This is a genomic window from Haloarcula regularis (genome assembly GCF_029338315.1).
In the GTDB taxonomy this organism is placed as follows: Archaea; Halobacteriota; Halobacteria; order Halobacteriales; family Haloarculaceae; genus Haloarcula; species Haloarcula regularis.
This window is the reverse complement of the sequence record NZ_CP119794.1, coordinates 2,691,905-2,706,745: the sequence shown is the minus strand read 5'-3', so window position 1 is coordinate 2,706,745 and position 14,841 is coordinate 2,691,905. Positions and strand designations below refer to the sequence as shown.

Here is a 14,841-nt window from a genome sequence, read left to right as displayed (position 1 = left end):
CCGACCCGCTCGTTACTCGTCCAGCGGTTCGATGAGCTCGACCAGGTGCCCGTCCGGGTCCTCGACGAAGGCGGTGTAGGCACCCGCTTCGGGCTGTGGGCCGGGCTCCTTCGCGATACCGTAGTGGTCGACCCGCTCGACGGTCGCGTCGACGTCGTGGACGCCCAGCGCGAGGAGGTCCCACGCGGTGCCGGTCTCGAAGTCCGTCCCGCCCTCGGTCTCGGAAAGCTGGAGTTCGACGCCGTCGTCGTCCGCGACGTAGTAGTTCGTCGTCGCGCCGTCGGCCGTGGTGAACTGCCAGGACGTCCCGAAACCGAACTGTTCGTAGAAGGCGATGGATTCCTCGGCGTCGGCGACGTTCAGACACACGTGCAGCACGGCTGTGCTTGGCATGGCTCACCGTGTGCCACCCGTGGTCAAATAGCTGGTGGGTCCGTGGCCGCCGTGACCGACACCAGTGTGAACGCGTGGCATAGGATTTAACTATTATCAATCATGAGGTAGCGCATGGCTACGGAAGACGGACGTTCGACGTGGTCGGCACACGAGCTCGACCAGGGCCGCCCCGACGTCGCGGAGTACCGCGCGCTGGCGTCGGCCCTCCGCGAGCGCGTGACCGGCCGCGTCGAGTTCGACGAGTACGCACAGGTGCTCTACGCGACGGACGGCAGCATCTACCGAGCCGAGCCGGCCGGCGTCGTCTACCCGACCGACGTCGCGGACGTGCGCGCCGCGGTCGACGTCGCCACGGACCACGGGGTGCCGATTCTCCCGCGAGGGACCGGCTCCTCGCTCGCCGGACAGACCGTCGGTCCGGGCTGTGTCGTCCTCGATATGTCCCGACACATGGACGACGTCCTCGACGTCGACCCCGAGGGGCGGACCGCCCGCATCCAGCCCGGCGTCGTCCAGGACGACCTCGACGACCGCCTGGGCGAGTACGGCCTGAAGTTCGCGCCCGACCCCGCCTCCTCGAACCGGGCGACGGTCGGCGGCGGCATCGGCAACAACTCGACGGGGGCACACTCGGTTCGGTACGGCATCACCGACGCCTACACCGACGAGGTGAAAGCCGTCCTCTCGGACGGGTCGCTCATCGACGCCCGCGAGGTCGTCGTCGACTCCGAGGAGTGGGACGAGATCGTCTCCAAAAACGACCGCGAGGCCGAGATATATCAGACAGTTCGCCAGGTCGTCGAGGACAACGCCGAGGAGATCGAGGCCCGGTACCCCGACCTCAAGCGCCGCGTCACGGGCTACAACCTCGATCGCGTCGTCTACGAGAACGAGGCCGGCGAGGAGGTGATGAACCTCGCGAAGCTGTTCGTCGGCGCGGAGGGGACGCTGGGCGTCATCGTCGAGGCGGAACTGTCGCTCGTGACCGTCCCGGAGGAGACGGCGCTGGCGCTGTACTGTTTCGAGGATCTGGTCGCGGCGATGGAAGCGGTCCCGGTGGCCCTGGAATACGACGTCAGCGCCGTCGAACTGATGGACGACGAGGTGTTCCGGCTGGCCGCCGAATCGGACGGCTACGCCGAGTATGTCGAACCGATCCCCGAGGGGACCGACGCCGCGCTCATGCTGGAGTACGACTCGGAACTGCACGACGACTTCGAGGCGGCGATCGCCGCCACCAACGAGCGGTTCCTCGAGAACGGGGCGGCCTTCGAGGTCGTCGAGGCCTACGACGAGGGAGACCAGGCCGACATCTGGAAGCTCCGGAAGGCGGCCATCCCGCTGTTGATGAGCCTCGACGGCGACCCCAAACCGTACCCGTTCATCGAGGACGCGACGGTCCCGCCCGAGGAGCTGGCCGAGTACGTCACGAAGTTCGAGGAAGTGCTCGAGGACCACGACACCTCGGCGGCGTACTTCGCCCACGCGGGGTCGGGGACGCTCCACATCCGGCCCATCCTCAACCTCAAGTCCGAGGGCGGCATCGAGGCCATGCACTCCATCACCGACGACGTGACGGACCTGGTGCTCGACCACGACGGCTCGTTCTCGGGCGAGCACGGCGACGGCATGGCCCGCACCGAGTTCACGCCCAAGATGTACGGCGAGGACCTCTGGCAGGCGTTCAAGGCGGTCAAGACGGCCTTCGACCCCGAGTGGTGGATGCACCCCGGCAACGTCGTCTACCGGTCGGGGGCCGAGGACGTCGGCCCGGACGCCGACCGCGGCGTCGGCGCGGACATGCGCGAGAACCTCCGCTACGGGGCGGAGTACCGGTCGCTCGAGCCACAGACGACGCTCGACTTCAGCGAGGAGGGCGGCTTCTCCGAGCTCGTCGAACTGTGTAACGGCTGTGGGACCTGCCGGCAGACCGGCGAGGACGTGATGTGCCCGACCTACCGCGCCTCGAAGGAGGAGGTCCAGACCACGCGCGGCCGGGCGAACCTCCTGCGGTCGGCCATCAGCGGCGACCTGCCCGAAGAGGAGATCCACGCCGACCGGTTCCAGGAGGAGGTGCTCGACCTCTGTGTGGGCTGCAAGGGCTGTAAGAGCGATTGCCCGACGGGCGTCGACATGGCGAAGCTCAAGACGGAGGTGAAACACCAGCACCACCAAGAGGAGGGCGTGAGCCTGCGCGAACGCCTCTTTGCCAACATCGATGCGGCCTCGAAACTGGGGTCGGCGCTGGCGCCAGTCTCGAACTGGGCGACCGAGATTCCGGGGGCCCGGACCGCGATGCAGAAACTGCTCGGCATCCACCCGGACCGCGAACTGCCCCCCTTCCGGCGGGAGACGCTCGAGGACTGGTTTGCGGCCCGCGGCGGGTCGACAGTCTCGCGGGCCGAGGCCGACCACAGGGTCCTGCTGTTCCCGGACACGTACACGAACTACTCCTACCCCGCCGCTGGCAGGGCCGCCGTCGAGGTGCTGGAGGCGGCGGGCGTCCACGTCGCCATCCCGGACGACACCGCGCCGTCGGGCCGGGCGTCGTTCTCCGGCGGGATGCTGGACCTCGCGCGCGAGCGGGCGGAGGCGAACGCCGAACGACTCGCGCCGCGAGTCGAGGACGGGTGGGACGTCGTCTTCGTCGAGCCCTCCGACGCAGTCATGTTCCAGGACGAGTACCTGGACCTGCTCGACGGTGACCGCGTCGGAGAGGTTGCGGCCAGTGCCTACGGCGTCCTGGAGTACCTCGACGTCAACCGGCTCGACGACGATCTCGACGTCGCGGACCGCTCGCCGGGTGCCGCCGGAACGCTCTCGTACCACGGCCACTGCAACCAGAAAGCCACCAACAAGGACCACCACGCCGTCGGCGTCCTGCGGCGGGTCGGCTACGAGGTCGACCCGCTGGAGACGACCTGCTGTGGGATGGCCGGCAGTTTCGGCTACCACGACGAGCACTACGACCTCTCGAAGACCATCGGGCGCCTGCTGTTCGACGAGGTCGACGAGAGCGACGGCGACCGGGTCGTCGCCCCCGGTGGGTCCTGCCGGTCGCAACTGGGCGACCGCGAGGGCGCCGAGGACATCCCGCCCCACCCCATCGAAGCCGTCGCCGACCGGCTCTGAGAACACGCGTTTCAGAAGACGTTTTTACGAGGGCGACAATCGACGCCCATGAAACTCGCACGCCTGCAGACCCCCGAGGGAGTCGTGTCCGGTCGCTACGAAGACGGCGTCGTCGTCGCCGAGGACGGCGAGTACGTCGTCGGCCGAGATGGCCAGTTGACCTACCCGACCTCGCCGTCGGCGCTGTACTGCGTCGGCCGGAACTTCGCCGAGACGCTCGACCAGATGGACTACGAACGCCCCGAGGAACCGGATTTCTTCATCAAGCCGCCGGCGTCGCTCGTCGGTCCGGAAGACCCGATTTACTATCCCGGGTGGACGGAAGAACTGACCTACGCCGGCGAACTCGTCGCCGTCATCGACGAGCGGTGCCACGACGTCGCCGAGGCCGACGTCCCCGACGTCGTCCGGGGTTACACCATCATGAACGACGTCGACGCGCTCGACCAGCAGGGCCGGACCGCCCGCAAGGCCTTCGACACCTCCGGCCCGCTCGGCCCGTGGATAGAGACGGACCTCGATCCTCGCGGTATCGACATGGAGACCGTCATCGACGGCGAGACGCGCCAGTCCGCCAACACCGAGCTGATGCTGTTCGACCCCTACGAGATCGTCTCGTTCCTCTCGAAACGGTTCACCTTCCGTCCCGGCGACGCCATCGCGTTCGGGAGCCCGGCCAATCCCGGGACCGTCGAACCCGGAGATACCGTCGAGATTACCTACGAGGGTGTCGGGACGCTTCGCAACACGGTCGTCGCTCCGTCGGAGTGAGGTGAGGCAGGCCGCGGTCGTGAGATCGTCACCGACAGCCGTTCCAGCCCTGTACAGACGTATCTACTACTGCCAGATTCAGACATATATTAGGACTATTTGAAGCAAGTGATTCCAATACTGGGCAGTAAAGACACAGTATTGACGGTTATAGGGGCATAAGAGAGTGTTTTGTAGTATACAGATATGGATATGTAAGATATGCATCCAAATGTCGGAATTCGGACAGAACTATCGGAGTCGAAACGCTCGCACCGGGATGGGGCGGACCAGTCGATACCCATTCATGCGACGCCCCCCACGGAACGAACGACGTGACAGCACACGTGGACAGCGCGACGCGACCGGCGAGTGAGAGAGACGACCGCGCGACCGCCGTGATGTGGGCAGGGGCGGCGAGATGAAGGGGTTCGTCGTCGGCGGCACCCGGTCGGGCGTCGGCAAGACCGTGACGACGCTGGCCATCGTCCGGGCCCTCCAGGCGCGGGGTCACGACGTCCAGCCCGCGAAGGCGGGACCGGACTTCATCGACCCGAGCCACCACGAGGCCGTCGCGGGGAGGCCCTCGCGGACGCTCGACCTGTGGCTCGAGGGGGACGGAGGCGTGCGGCGCAACTACTACCGGGGCGAGGGTGACGTCTGTGTCGTCGAGGGGGTGATGGGGCTGTACGACGGCGACTGTTCCAGCACCGCGATGGTCGCCGAGGCGCTCTCGCTGCCGGTGGTACTGGTCGTCGACGCGAAGGCCGGCATGGAGAGCGTCGCCGCGACGGCCCTCGGATTCCGGGAGTACGCCTCTCGGGCCGGCCGCGACGTCGACGTCGCCGGCGTCGTCGCCCAGCGCGCCCACGGCGGCCGCCACGAACAGGGCATCCGCGACGCCCTGCCGGACGACCTGGCGTACCTCGGGCGGATTCCGCCGGCCGACGCGCTCGAGATCCCGGACCGTCACCTGGGACTCCACATGGGCGAGGAGGCGGCCCTCGACGAGGCGGCCCTCGACGACGCCAGCGAGGCGATACGGGTAGACCGGTTGGTCGATCTCGCGCGCACCCCGCCGCGTCCGGAGGCGCTCGAAACCGGCGACCGGACCGACGCCCGCATCGCCGTCGCCCGTGACGCGGCGTTCTGTTTCACCTACCCGGCGACGCTCGAACGCCTCCGCGACCGGGCGTCGGTGACCACGTTCTCGCCGCTGGCCGACGACGACCTGCCGATATGCGACGGCGTCTACCTGCCCGGCGGATACCCCGAACTGCACGCGGAGACACTCGCAGCGAGTCCGACGCTGGACGCCATCGCGGCCCGCGCCGCCGACGGCGCGGCCGTCATGGGTGAGTGTGGCGGGCTGATGGCGCTCGCCGAGTCACTGACGACGACGGACGGGGAGACCAACGAGATGGCCGGCGTCCTGCCCGCGACGGTCCGCATGCACGACCGCTATCAGGCGCTGGACCACGTCGAACTGCGGGCGACGCGGGAGACGCTGACCGCGGCGGCAGCCGACCGGCGGCGCGGCCACGAGTTCCACTACTCAAGCGCCGACGTCGCCGGCGACGCGCAGTTCGCGTTCGACGTCGTGCGGGGCGACGGCATGCTCGACGGGCAGGACGGCCTCTGTGCGTACCGGACGCTGGGCACCTACTGCCACCTCCACCCCGAGAGCGGTGCGTTCGACACGTTCGTCCAGCGGGCGGCCGAACGCTGACTGGCCGCCGTGCGTGGCCGTGACGGGAACCAGCGTCGGCTAGTTCTCGAGGACGGTCCAGGCGTGGGACGACCCGCCGTGGGTCGCTCACTGCCAGCCGCTGGGGGCGATGCCGAGGCGAATCACGATGGGCCGGTAGGCGAAGACGATGACGACGATGATGGCCAGCTCGGTCAGGAACCCGATATCGCCCACGAGTATGGCGACGAGTTCGAGGACGAGGAAGACCAGCACCAGCATAGCGATGTAGTGGGGTGCGAGCTCGAGCAATCGGTCGGTATCCATACCCCTACATGGGGCATGACGGTATTCAAACCCGCGCCTGTGGAGTCTGTACGCCGCGACCCACGACCGGATGGGGAGCCGGTGCCCATCAGGGTCGCGGCCCGGCGTACGTGTAGTACGTCACTTCACGGGCACACCAGGCACAGCCACAGCTGTAGGTGCCGCTACGCCCCGACAGGGCGTCGGGGTGGGTGATCTCGATATTGCGCTCGAACCGCTCTGCGAGGTCGTGGTAGCGGTCGCACTCATGCCAGAACGACGTGGCAGCGGCCGACACGAACGAATGGACGGCAGACGCGAACTTAAGTGTTGGTGAGCGGACCGGTCGGCGCTACCCTAGTCGGGCGAGCGGTCGAACCGTTCGTCGAGCGGTTCGGCGGTCCCGTCACCGCCCACCTTCGTGACCGACGCCGGGTCGCCGGGCTCTACCAGCGCGTAGTTCCCCGTCTCGCCCCGTGGATGCAGCTCCTTGTTGAACGCGTCGACGGTGGCGTGGACCACGTCGTCCGACCGGAGGTACCCCCACCAGTGGAGGTGCCCGTTGACGACCGTCGAGACGCCGGCGGCGGACAGATGCTCGCAGACGGCCTCCATGTTCACACAGTAGGCGCCGGCCGGGGCCGACTCGTGCCAGTAGTTGCCGTCGAGGGTCTGGCAGGCGAGCGGGTGATGGACGAACGCCACGGCGTCGGTCAGCTCGCCGCGACGGTCCCGGAGCCGCGCCAGTTGGGCCTCGGAGACCTCCCCCCCGACCGCCGTCGAGGTGGGGCGCCGTCGAATCGAGGAAGACGCAGTCGGCTGCCGGGTCGATGTCCCACAGGTCGTGGCCGACGACGTCGCGATACGCCGCCGGCGAGAGGCCGGCCAGGTCGTGGTTGCCGGGGACACACCGGAAGTGGACGCCGGTGCGCTCGAGGCGGGCGACGAACCGGCGGAGCAACCGCCGGTCCGTCTCGGGGGCTGTCTCCTGGACGACGTCGCCCAGCACGACGAGCAGCGACGGGTCGTGCGATGCGATGTCCCGGAGCGTCGTCTCGAGCGCGTCGAACAGTCGCGGTTCCCGGCGCGGTTCCAGGTGGACGTCGCCGAGGACCGCGATGGGGCCGCTCACGGGTCGAACTCGTCGACGGCGATGCCGTAGTAGACCGTGTCGATGCCATCGCCCCGGTCGTCCTCGAGTCGGGCGAGGCGTTCGAACCCGAGTTCGTCGAGCAGCGTCAGGTGCCCACCGTTCGTGCTCCAGGTCCGGGTCGTGACGTAGGGCGCCCGCGCCGACGGCGGGAGGTCCGTCAGGAGCGTCTCGTACATCCGTCGTGCGTACCCCTCCCGGCGGTGGGCCTCGTCGACGATGATCGTCGAGACGTAGTTCGAGGGAGTGTAGTCACCGAGCGCCTCGGTCGCGTAGCCCTGGCGGAAGGAGAGGAACCCGTAGACGTCGCCCGCCGCGTGGGCCAGCACGAACGACTGGTCCATGCACTGCTCGTGGTAGTCCTCGAGCGCGTCGTTTCGCTGTTCGTCGAGCCCCGCCGTCTGTGTCGTCCCCTCACGGGACGCGAGCGGCGGGACGAACTCGTCGTTTGCCTCGGCGAGGAGCCGCCGAATCTCGCTGCCGTAGGGCCGTGCGTCGCGAACGAATTCCACCGTGACCATCGTGTACACCCTCACGCTGGAGTCGCAATCATGTATATGCGACGGACCGTGACGTCGTCGGTGTCAAGTTCCTTGTGGGCGCGCTTCTTGAACTGCTCCCGGAAGACCGTCCGCTGGGAGTCGTTCTCGAGGCGGTCACAGTAGGCGTTGAGGCTCGCCTCGGCGAAGTCCTCGATGATGGTGTCCGGTGCGGTGGTCTCCTCGACTTTCGACTCGAGTGGGTCGAAGTCGTGCCGTTCGAGCAGTGTCCGCATCGCCTCCTCGGTGTAGTAGATCAGATCCAGCGGCGGACTCAGGTTCTCGAAGTACGAGTCGTAGCCGAAGTCCTCGAGGACGTCGACGGTCACCTGGTGTAACTCCTTGTACGTGCCCTCGTGGCCCTGGTGGATGGCCAGCAGGCCGTCCTCGGTGATCAGCTGCCGGAGGTTCGCGTAGGCGTGGTGTTGCTCTTCGACCCAGTGCATCGCCGAGTTCGAGAAGATGAGGTCGTAGCGCCCGCGTTCGTCGTCCGGACAGTAGTTCTCTATCGCGGCGTGTTTGTACTCGATGTCGTACCCCTCCGGGGAGTGTTCGGTCCGGGCCTTCGCGACGGCGGAGCGAGACGTGTCCAGGCCCACGATGGTGCTGTCGGGGTAGGACTTCGCGAGGCGCTGGGTCACCTTCCCGGTCCCACAGCCGACGTCGAGGACGTACTCGGGGTCGAACTCGCGGGTCAGCGTGACGCGGTCGATGTACCCCTCCAGTTCCAGGGACTGGCGTTCCTGGGTCGTCGAGTGTTCCTCGTAGCGGTCCGGGTTGCGAAAGAGGGCCCGCTCGTTGTTGATGTGCTCCAAGCAGCTGTTCGTGAAGTGGTTGAGCAACGCCTGGTCGGTGTAGCGCTCGTCGCGCGTGTAGGCCTCGGTGAACGCGCTGAGCGCCGCCTCGTAGTTCTGGTCGACGAACTGCTCGACGCCCTCGTTGAACAGCCTGATGTACTCCTCGCTGAACTTGTGGGTGTCACAGAGGTGGTAGACGTCGATGCCCTTCCGGATGCCACGGAGGTTCTGGTCCGGAATCTTGCGGGCGATGAAGCCGTTGGTGAGGCCGCGAACGGAACTGCTGCGGTAGGTCTCCGCGTCGAAGAGGATAGAGGCGTCGAATTTCTTACACAGCGCCTCGAGTCGGGCGGCGATGTTGACACACCGGCCGATGACCGTCGAGTCGACGTCGGCGAGGGTCGCCTGGTTCACCGTGCCGGTCGAGATGCCGATGCCGATCTCGATGGTCCCGAAGCCCTGGGTCCGTTCGGTCTCCCTGGTCGTGTCCTGGTGGATCTCGATCGCGGCCCGGAGCGCCTCGGTCCCGGGGTCGTCGCCCTCGAAGACGACCATCATCCCGTCGCCGACGATCTTGTCCACCGTCCCGCCGTGGTCGGTCACGATGTCGCGGACGGAACTGAACAGGAAGTCGAGCATCTCCGTGATGTCCTGGGAGTCGTAGTTGTCGAGCAACAGCGTGAAGTTCCGCACGTCCAGGAAGAGCACGGAGACGGTCGCTTCCGACTGGATGTCCAGTTCCTCGGGTGGCATCAACTGGGCATAGCGTGCTTGGGAAGATAGGTGTTGTGTGTGGTCCAGTTACGTACCACTCGCGGTGCGGTTTGCCAATGCGCGGGCGACGGCGTCCTCGGGAATGGCCCGTATCGTCGTCTCGTCCAGCCCGCTGGTCGTCTCTGCCCGCAGGAGAGAGTTGTATATCGCCTCCTCGGTGGCCTCGATGGCGCCCCTGAACAGCGGGGTGAGGTCGCCGTCGGCCACCGGGTCGCCGCGCCCGTTGGCGAAGCCGATGGTGAAGTCGCCGCTGCCGTGGTGGGCGATGCCGCCGACCCGGCCGAGCGCGAGGTCGGTTCGCTTGGCCACGCGGTGGAGCTTTCGGGCCGACAGCGCCGCGTCCGTCCCGACGAGCATCATGATAGAGCCGCCCGCCGAGACGGCACTGGTCGAGTCGTCGACGAAGGCGTCGACGTGGAGGCCGTCGATGCGGAGGTCGTCCGGTTTGCCGGTGTTCGTGAGCACGAGCGCCCCGACGGTGTGCCCGTCGACGGCGCGGGAGGCCGTCCCAATGCCGGCCTTCCAGCCAAAGCCCGTGGTCCCGGTACCCGCACCGACACAGCCTTCCTGCGTGTTCGCGGCGGTCGCCGCCTCGAGTGCCCGCGAGACGTGCTCGGCGGTGACGTGTCGCCCGCGGATGTCGTTCAACACGCCGTCGTTGCACTCGCCCACGACGGGGTTGACCGACGTGGCAGCCTCGTTGGTCTCGACGACGTGGCCCGCGAGCGCGTCGGCGACGGTCCAGACGTCCAGCGTGTTCGTCAGGCCGATGGGCGTCTCGATGTCGCCCAGCTCGTCGACCTGCGGGAAGCCGACGGACTTGCCGTACCCGTTGAGGACGTGGGTCGCCCCGGTGACGGGACGTTCGTAGACGTTCCGGTCACCGTCGGGGTCGACGACAGAGACGCCGGTCCGGACACAATCCGCGTCCGTCGGCGCACCCTCGCGAACGGTCTCGTGACCGACGCACACACCGGGGACGTCCGTGATGGAGTTGTCCGTACCTGTGGGCAGTCGGCCGGGGCTGACACCGACCTCGCGGATCCGGGGTCGGGAGTTCGCTGTCATGTACCCGGGTACAGCCGACCCACAGATTAGTGTTGTTATGCCCACCCTCTAATACAATGGCTCGTATATGGGGAAAATATGTCCGAGGACACGAACGGGGAGATCGCCAAAGCGGAGGCGGACGAGACGTTCCGTTCTATCTCGAACCTCGACAGCATCAGCGACACGGCCATCGTCGGCATCACGTTCCTGCTCGCGGCCCTCGGGACCTGGATCACGTTCGCGTACAACCGCCTCGCCGGGCTGCTGTGGGCCCAGGGCCTGTTCGTCGCGCTCGGGGTCGTCTGCGTGCTGATGATCGTCCTGAGCATCACGTTCCTGACAGACGCGCTCGCGCCCCGGAAGTTCTACGGAGAGGGCGTCGGCCAGCGGTTCCTGGACCACCGGTGGCTGGTCTGGCGGAACGACGACCCGGTCGACCTGCAGCGGTACGCACGGAGCGGGGACATCGAGACGCCCGCGGATCTCGAGGACGCCGTCGAGTCGTGGATCGACGACTACGACCAGGACACGACCGTCGATTCGAAGACCGCCTTCGAGTACGCCCGGCTCCTCAACTACAAGGTGGTCGCCCGGCAGAAGGCCCGGAACACCGCCTACGGGATGGCCTTTCTCCGCATCGCCGTCGTGGCCCTCGCCAGCCTGATCGTCGTCGGCCTCCTGGCACCGTTCCTCACGAATCTGTAGGGGGCGTCTCAGCAGAGATGTGAGACGGCCTCGAAGTTCCGGTCCAGCGCCGCCTCGACGGCCGCGTCGGGTTCGGACGGCACGGTCTCGTACCGGTGGACGGTCAGGTCGAGGGCGTCGGTGTCTACCGGTATCGGGCGCGAGTAATCGACCAGGAACAGCGTCGGAACGTGCATGTAGCTGCCGCCGACGTGAGCGTCGCGGTCCGCGAAGTAGTCCATCGTCCACTCGACGAGCAGCGTCTGGAACTCGATCATCTGCTCTAAGGAGTCGACGGCGACGGTCAGCGGCGGGTCGTAGTCCAGGAACGCCCCGCGGTACGCCGAGAGCGCGACCTGGTCGGGCGTTTCGACGGACCCCGTGGGGGGAAGGAGCGCCTCGGCGAGCACCTGCGTCGGGTCGATGACCGAGAGGTGGTCCGGTAGCGCGCCCGACGCCTTGAGGCGTGGGACGCTCTCGTCGTTCAGCGCCAGCGGCAGCTCGGTACAGCCCAGGACGACGGAGTCGATCTCCGGGTGCCGGTCGCAGGCCGCCGCGACGACGTCACAGAGCATCGACTCGGCCTCGTCGGTCACCTCACCGGTCTTGATGCCAAAGTCGGGGTCGTAGATGACGTCCATGAGGCGCTGTCGGTCGTCGGGGGTCGGCTGGTAGGTGTCGACGCCGGCCGCCTCGAGCTCGTCGTCGTAGAGCCGCTCCTCGAGCGTCCGTTTCGTCCCGAGGACCAGCACGCCGTCGTCGGCGTCGGGTACGGCCGCCGTCTCCGCGATCATGTCGACGAACGTCGAGGCGAAGCCCCCGTAGATGTCCCGGTAGAGCGGGTGCCCGCCGTTGCAGGCAAGGCCGACTCTGCCAGCCCCGAAGTTCTGGAGGAGTGCTGCGGTGAACTCGCCCGTGTGCCGCTTGCGACGTATCGGGGGGGTCGCCGTCCTCCCACTCGCCGTCGGCCTCGTCCGGGGTGAACGCCTGCCGGGAGTTGCCATAGCAGACGTACGAGTAGTCGTCCGCGTCCGGCAACGCGGCGACGTTCGCCGCCAGGTCGGCCATCGCTTCGTTCCCCATCCCACCGATGATACCTATCGTCTCGGACATGGACCGTTAGTACAGCACAGACGTCCACTAAATAAATAAGTCGGGGCCCCGGCGAGTGTCGGGCCGGTGCGCCCCACCGCCCGTTTCGGCCTGCCTAAAATCCGAAGCGGTTATCAGTGTTTAGGCCAGCCTAATAGATATGATGCGAGAGCCGACGCGACGGGGCGCCCCGGATGCCCGGCGCCGGACGGTCGAGAGCGGGCCACGAACCGCAAATCCCGGTCGAAGTGGGGCGGTCCGCCCGTGACGGGCGACCGCGAACAGGACGACGACCCGGTCGAGACCGTGCCGCGACTCCGCGAGCGCATCAAGGCGCTCGCCGATCCCGAGGGGAGGTACGTCGTCGCCTGCCGGGTGTCCGGGGTCCGCCCGGAACCGGTCAGAGACCGCCGGTTCGAGACCTACGCCGACGCCGAGAAAGCCAGCGAACTCGCCGGCCGGTACCGGGCGGCGATGCGCCGGGTCGACCCGGCGCTCGCCAGGTACGACCTGACCGTCTCGGAGACCGACGACTCGACGGTCGAACTCGTCAGCGTCCGCGAGCGGACGGCGCGACGGCGCGAGAACGGCCTCCCGACTACCAGCCAGACCGTGACGCTGGCGGGCAACGGGAGCGACGAGTGGCTCCGCGTCGAGAACGGCCCGGTCGTCGAGTTCGCCGGGCCGGACGCCCTGCTCGACGACGAGTTCGTCACCCGCCAGCTCGACTCGAAACTGCGCGAGAACCGCTGAAAGAGTGGGGCGTCAGTCGGTGCGGTTCCAGTAGACGAGCGCCCAGACGGACGCGGCCGCGACGACGACGTGCATCACCATGAGGACGACGACGCCGGCGACGGTGGCGGCCGGGTCGCCCACCAGCAGGCCGACGTCGGGCAGGAACGAGAGGACGAGCACGACGGCGGCGACCCTGACGAAGTAGTGGTCCGGCCGGTCCAGGTAGCGCCGGAAGCCCTGGTAGACGACGACGGCTCCGACGGCACCGACGGCCGAGAGGAAGGCGACCGGCGGCACGGTCAGCGGGCGAAAGCCCGGTGCCACGCCCAGACTGGTCGCCGCAGCGACGATACCCACGTTCACCAGGACGCCGAGGACGAGCGCGACGCCGGTACGGATCAGTACCGATGGTCCCGCGCTGTGCTGTCGACTGGCGGTTTCGGTTGCCATACCATCCGTAGGGATCCAGAATAGATAAAGTGTTGACACCACCGCCACCACTCGCCCCGTGGACGGGACGGGAACTCGAGACGCTCACCGCGAGAAGACGGCCCGCCCGTCGGCGTGCAACCGGAGGAACACCGGCGCGGCGACGAGCGCCAGTCCCAGTTCCAGCGCGCCGATGACGGTGAACGCGGCGGGATAGCCGTACGCGCCGGCGACGGTGCCACCGAGCAGGATACCGACGAGGAACCCGACGCTCCCGAAGACGTTGAAGCCGGCCATCGCCACCCCTCGACCGGTCGGCGAGGCCAGGTCGCTGACCAGCGCCATCGTCGCCGGCGCCATCAGCGCACCCAGGACCCCGACGGCGACCATCGCGACGGCCGCCAGTTCGACGCTCGGTGCCCGACCGACGGCGACCACGCCGAGGCCGTAGAACGCCGACCCCGCGACGACCGGCAGCGTCCGACCGATGCGGTCCGACAGCACGCCAAACGGGTACTGCAACAGCCCGAAGGGGGCAAAAAACAGCGCCAGCATCAGGCCGGTGGCGCCGGGGCTCAACTCGAAGGCGGTCCGGAAGTACAGCGTCCCGACGAGCGCGAAGAACCCGGCGGTCAGGCGGTCGATGAACCCGAAGGCGTAGGGCAGGGTCAGCGCCGGCCGCTCGCGCACCCCGCCGGTGAGGATGCGGAGCACGGAGTCGCGGTTCCCCGCCGGGGCGCGGTCCGGGATGGCCCAGGTCGCGAGCGCGACGAGGCACATGAGGGCACAGGCCACGTAGAGCGGTACGAGCGGCCCCTGGGCGAACAGTTGGCCGCCGACGGGCGCGCCGAGCGCGGTGCCAGCACCGATGGCGATCCCGGCCGCGCCCATGTTCCGCCCGTGGCCGCCCTCTAAGTCCATCAGCATTGTCATCGCCAGCGAGAACGCCCCGATGGTCGTCGCGCCCTGGAGGGCCCGCAGGAGCAGGATACTCTCGAACGGGAGGGCGAACTGCGTGGGGAGCGTCGCCAGCGCGGCGTACCCGACGGCGCCACCCACCGCCCCGGCGGCCACGAACGGGACCCGCTTCCCGGCCGCGTCGCTCACTGCGCCCCAGACGCCGGCGAATGCGATGAATGCCCCGAACTCGGCCGCGAGGAACCACATGCTCGCGTCGAGGCGGGTCTGTGCCCCCAGCGCCGTGACCAGGACGTCGACGCCGGGATAGAGGAGCACCTGCGCGAAGAGGATGGTGAAGACGATCCCGGCCAGGTAGAACCTGGTACGTGTGGTGGACATCTCGCCGCTATCACCCGAACG

General features: G+C 67.9%; 15 protein-coding genes and 1 pseudogene. 5 read left to right on the top strand and 11 right to left on the bottom strand.

Going from position 1 to position 14,841, the window contains the following annotated elements:
* Positions 1-12 precede the first annotated feature (12 nt).
* The gene (locus P1N55_RS14545; protein ID WP_276276250.1) at positions 13-393 is read right to left on the bottom strand and encodes a VOC family protein; all 381 of its coding nucleotides are present in this window, start codon (positions 391-393) and stop codon (positions 13-15) included.
* 114 nt (positions 394-507) lie between these two features.
* Between P1N55_RS14545 and P1N55_RS14540 the strand changes: the two genes are divergently transcribed.
* From P1N55_RS14540 to P1N55_RS14530, 3 genes are all read left to right on the top strand, one after another.
* Entirely contained in the window at positions 508-3,528 is a 3,021-nt protein-coding gene (locus P1N55_RS14540; protein ID WP_276276249.1) for an FAD-binding and (Fe-S)-binding domain-containing protein, read from the top strand.
* A gap of 48 nt (positions 3,529-3,576) precedes the next feature.
* Positions 3,577-4,299 (top strand): fumarylacetoacetate hydrolase family protein, encoded by a 723-nt coding sequence (locus P1N55_RS14535; protein WP_276276248.1) that lies wholly within the window; start codon positions 3,577-3,579, stop codon positions 4,297-4,299.
* Positions 4,300-4,699: 400 nt separating this feature from the next.
* Positions 4,700-6,007 (top strand): cobyrinic acid a,c-diamide synthase, encoded by a 1,308-nt coding sequence (locus P1N55_RS14530; RefSeq protein ID WP_276278740.1) that lies wholly within the window; start codon positions 4,700-4,702, stop codon positions 6,005-6,007.
* Positions 6,008-6,094: 87 nt separating this feature from the next.
* Here P1N55_RS14530 and P1N55_RS14525 read toward each other — a convergent pair whose 3' ends face one another.
* From P1N55_RS14525 to P1N55_RS14495, 7 genes and pseudogenes are all read right to left on the bottom strand, one after another.
* Positions 6,095-6,292, bottom strand: coding sequence for a hypothetical protein (locus tag P1N55_RS14525; protein WP_276276247.1), 198 nt, complete (start codon positions 6,290-6,292; stop codon positions 6,095-6,097).
* Between the two features lie 88 nt (positions 6,293-6,380).
* On the bottom strand, positions 6,381-6,569 hold the full coding sequence (locus tag P1N55_RS14520; protein WP_276276246.1) for a hypothetical protein: 189 nt from the start codon (positions 6,567-6,569) through the stop codon (positions 6,381-6,383).
* 59 nt (positions 6,570-6,628) lie between these two features.
* Positions 6,629-6,976 carry a hypothetical protein gene (locus P1N55_RS14515; protein WP_276276245.1) on the bottom strand — a complete coding sequence of 116 codons (348 nt, stop codon included), beginning with the start codon at positions 6,974-6,976 and terminating at the stop codon, positions 6,629-6,631.
* A gap of 217 nt (positions 6,977-7,193) precedes the next feature.
* Positions 7,194-7,403: pseudogene (locus tag P1N55_RS20015) on the bottom strand (metallophosphoesterase); the annotation flags it as partial.
* Complete coding sequence (locus P1N55_RS14505; RefSeq protein WP_276276243.1) at positions 7,400-7,942, bottom strand: GNAT family N-acetyltransferase; 543 nt, start codon at positions 7,940-7,942, stop codon at positions 7,400-7,402. The gene P1N55_RS14505 and the pseudogene P1N55_RS20015, both read right to left, overlap by 4 nt.
* 11 nt (positions 7,943-7,953) lie before the next feature.
* Entirely contained in the window at positions 7,954-9,510 is a 1,557-nt protein-coding gene (locus tag P1N55_RS14500) for a methyltransferase domain-containing protein (RefSeq protein ID WP_276276242.1), read from the bottom strand.
* 48 nt (positions 9,511-9,558) lie between these two features.
* A complete protein-coding gene (locus P1N55_RS14495) occupies positions 9,559-10,599 on the bottom strand; it encodes a P1 family peptidase (protein WP_276276241.1) in 1,041 nt (346 codons plus the stop codon).
* A gap of 78 nt (positions 10,600-10,677) precedes the next feature.
* Between P1N55_RS14495 and P1N55_RS14490 the strand changes: the two genes are divergently transcribed.
* Positions 10,678-11,286 carry a hypothetical protein gene (locus tag P1N55_RS14490; RefSeq protein ID WP_276276240.1) on the top strand — a complete coding sequence of 203 codons (609 nt, stop codon included), beginning with the start codon at positions 10,678-10,680 and terminating at the stop codon, positions 11,284-11,286.
* Positions 11,287-11,294: 8 nt separating this feature from the next.
* Here P1N55_RS14490 and P1N55_RS14485 read toward each other — a convergent pair whose 3' ends face one another.
* Positions 11,295-12,269 carry an aspartate/glutamate racemase family protein gene (locus P1N55_RS14485; protein ID WP_276276239.1) on the bottom strand — a complete coding sequence of 325 codons (975 nt, stop codon included), beginning with the start codon at positions 12,267-12,269 and terminating at the stop codon, positions 11,295-11,297.
* Positions 12,270-12,621: 352 nt separating this feature from the next.
* Between P1N55_RS14485 and P1N55_RS14480 the strand changes: the two genes are divergently transcribed.
* A complete protein-coding gene (locus P1N55_RS14480) occupies positions 12,622-13,110 on the top strand; it encodes a DUF7552 domain-containing protein (protein ID WP_276276238.1) in 489 nt (162 codons plus the stop codon).
* A 12-nt stretch (positions 13,111-13,122) separates the two neighbouring features.
* Here the strand turns inward: P1N55_RS14480 and P1N55_RS14475 are convergent, their stop codons facing one another.
* Together P1N55_RS14475 and P1N55_RS14470 are read right to left on the bottom strand one after the other, a co-directional pair.
* Positions 13,123-13,542 (bottom strand): DUF6069 family protein, encoded by a 420-nt coding sequence (locus P1N55_RS14475; protein ID WP_276276237.1) that lies wholly within the window; start codon positions 13,540-13,542, stop codon positions 13,123-13,125.
* Positions 13,543-13,626: 84 nt separating this feature from the next.
* Entirely contained in the window at positions 13,627-14,820 is a 1,194-nt protein-coding gene (locus P1N55_RS14470; protein WP_276276236.1) for an MFS transporter, read from the bottom strand.
* Positions 14,821-14,841: the final 21 nt, after the last annotated feature.

What these genes read in the sequence shown, in the direction of transcription:
- P1N55_RS14545 (WP_276276250.1), bottom strand. Translation starts at nt 393, where the DNA reads ATGCCAAGCACAGCCGTGCTGCACGTGTGTCTGAACGTCGCCGACGCC.
- P1N55_RS14540 (WP_276276249.1), top strand. Translation starts at nt 508, where the DNA reads ATGGCTACGGAAGACGGACGTTCGACGTGGTCGGCACACGAGCTCGAC.
- P1N55_RS14535 (WP_276276248.1), top strand. Translation starts at nt 3,577, where the DNA reads ATGAAACTCGCACGCCTGCAGACCCCCGAGGGAGTCGTGTCCGGTCGC.
- P1N55_RS14530 (WP_276278740.1), top strand. Translation starts at nt 4,700, where the DNA reads ATGAAGGGGTTCGTCGTCGGCGGCACCCGGTCGGGCGTCGGCAAGACC.
- P1N55_RS14525 (WP_276276247.1), bottom strand. Translation starts at nt 6,292, where the DNA reads ATGGATACCGACCGATTGCTCGAGCTCGCACCCCACTACATCGCTATG.
- P1N55_RS14505 (WP_276276243.1), bottom strand. Translation starts at nt 7,942, where the DNA reads ATGGTCACGGTGGAATTCGTTCGCGACGCACGGCCCTACGGCAGCGAG.
- P1N55_RS14500 (WP_276276242.1), bottom strand. Translation starts at nt 9,510, where the DNA reads ATGCCACCCGAGGAACTGGACATCCAGTCGGAAGCGACCGTCTCCGTG.
- P1N55_RS14495 (WP_276276241.1), bottom strand. Translation starts at nt 10,599, where the DNA reads ATGACAGCGAACTCCCGACCCCGGATCCGCGAGGTCGGTGTCAGCCCC.
- P1N55_RS14490 (WP_276276240.1), top strand. Translation starts at nt 10,678, where the DNA reads ATGTCCGAGGACACGAACGGGGAGATCGCCAAAGCGGAGGCGGACGAG.
- P1N55_RS14485 (WP_276276239.1), bottom strand. Translation starts at nt 12,269, where the DNA reads ATGGCAACTCCCGGCAGGCGTTCACCCCGGACGAGGCCGACGGCGAGT.
- P1N55_RS14475 (WP_276276237.1), bottom strand. Translation starts at nt 13,542, where the DNA reads ATGGCAACCGAAACCGCCAGTCGACAGCACAGCGCGGGACCATCGGTA.
- P1N55_RS14470 (WP_276276236.1), bottom strand. Translation starts at nt 14,820, where the DNA reads ATGTCCACCACACGTACCAGGTTCTACCTGGCCGGGATCGTCTTCACC.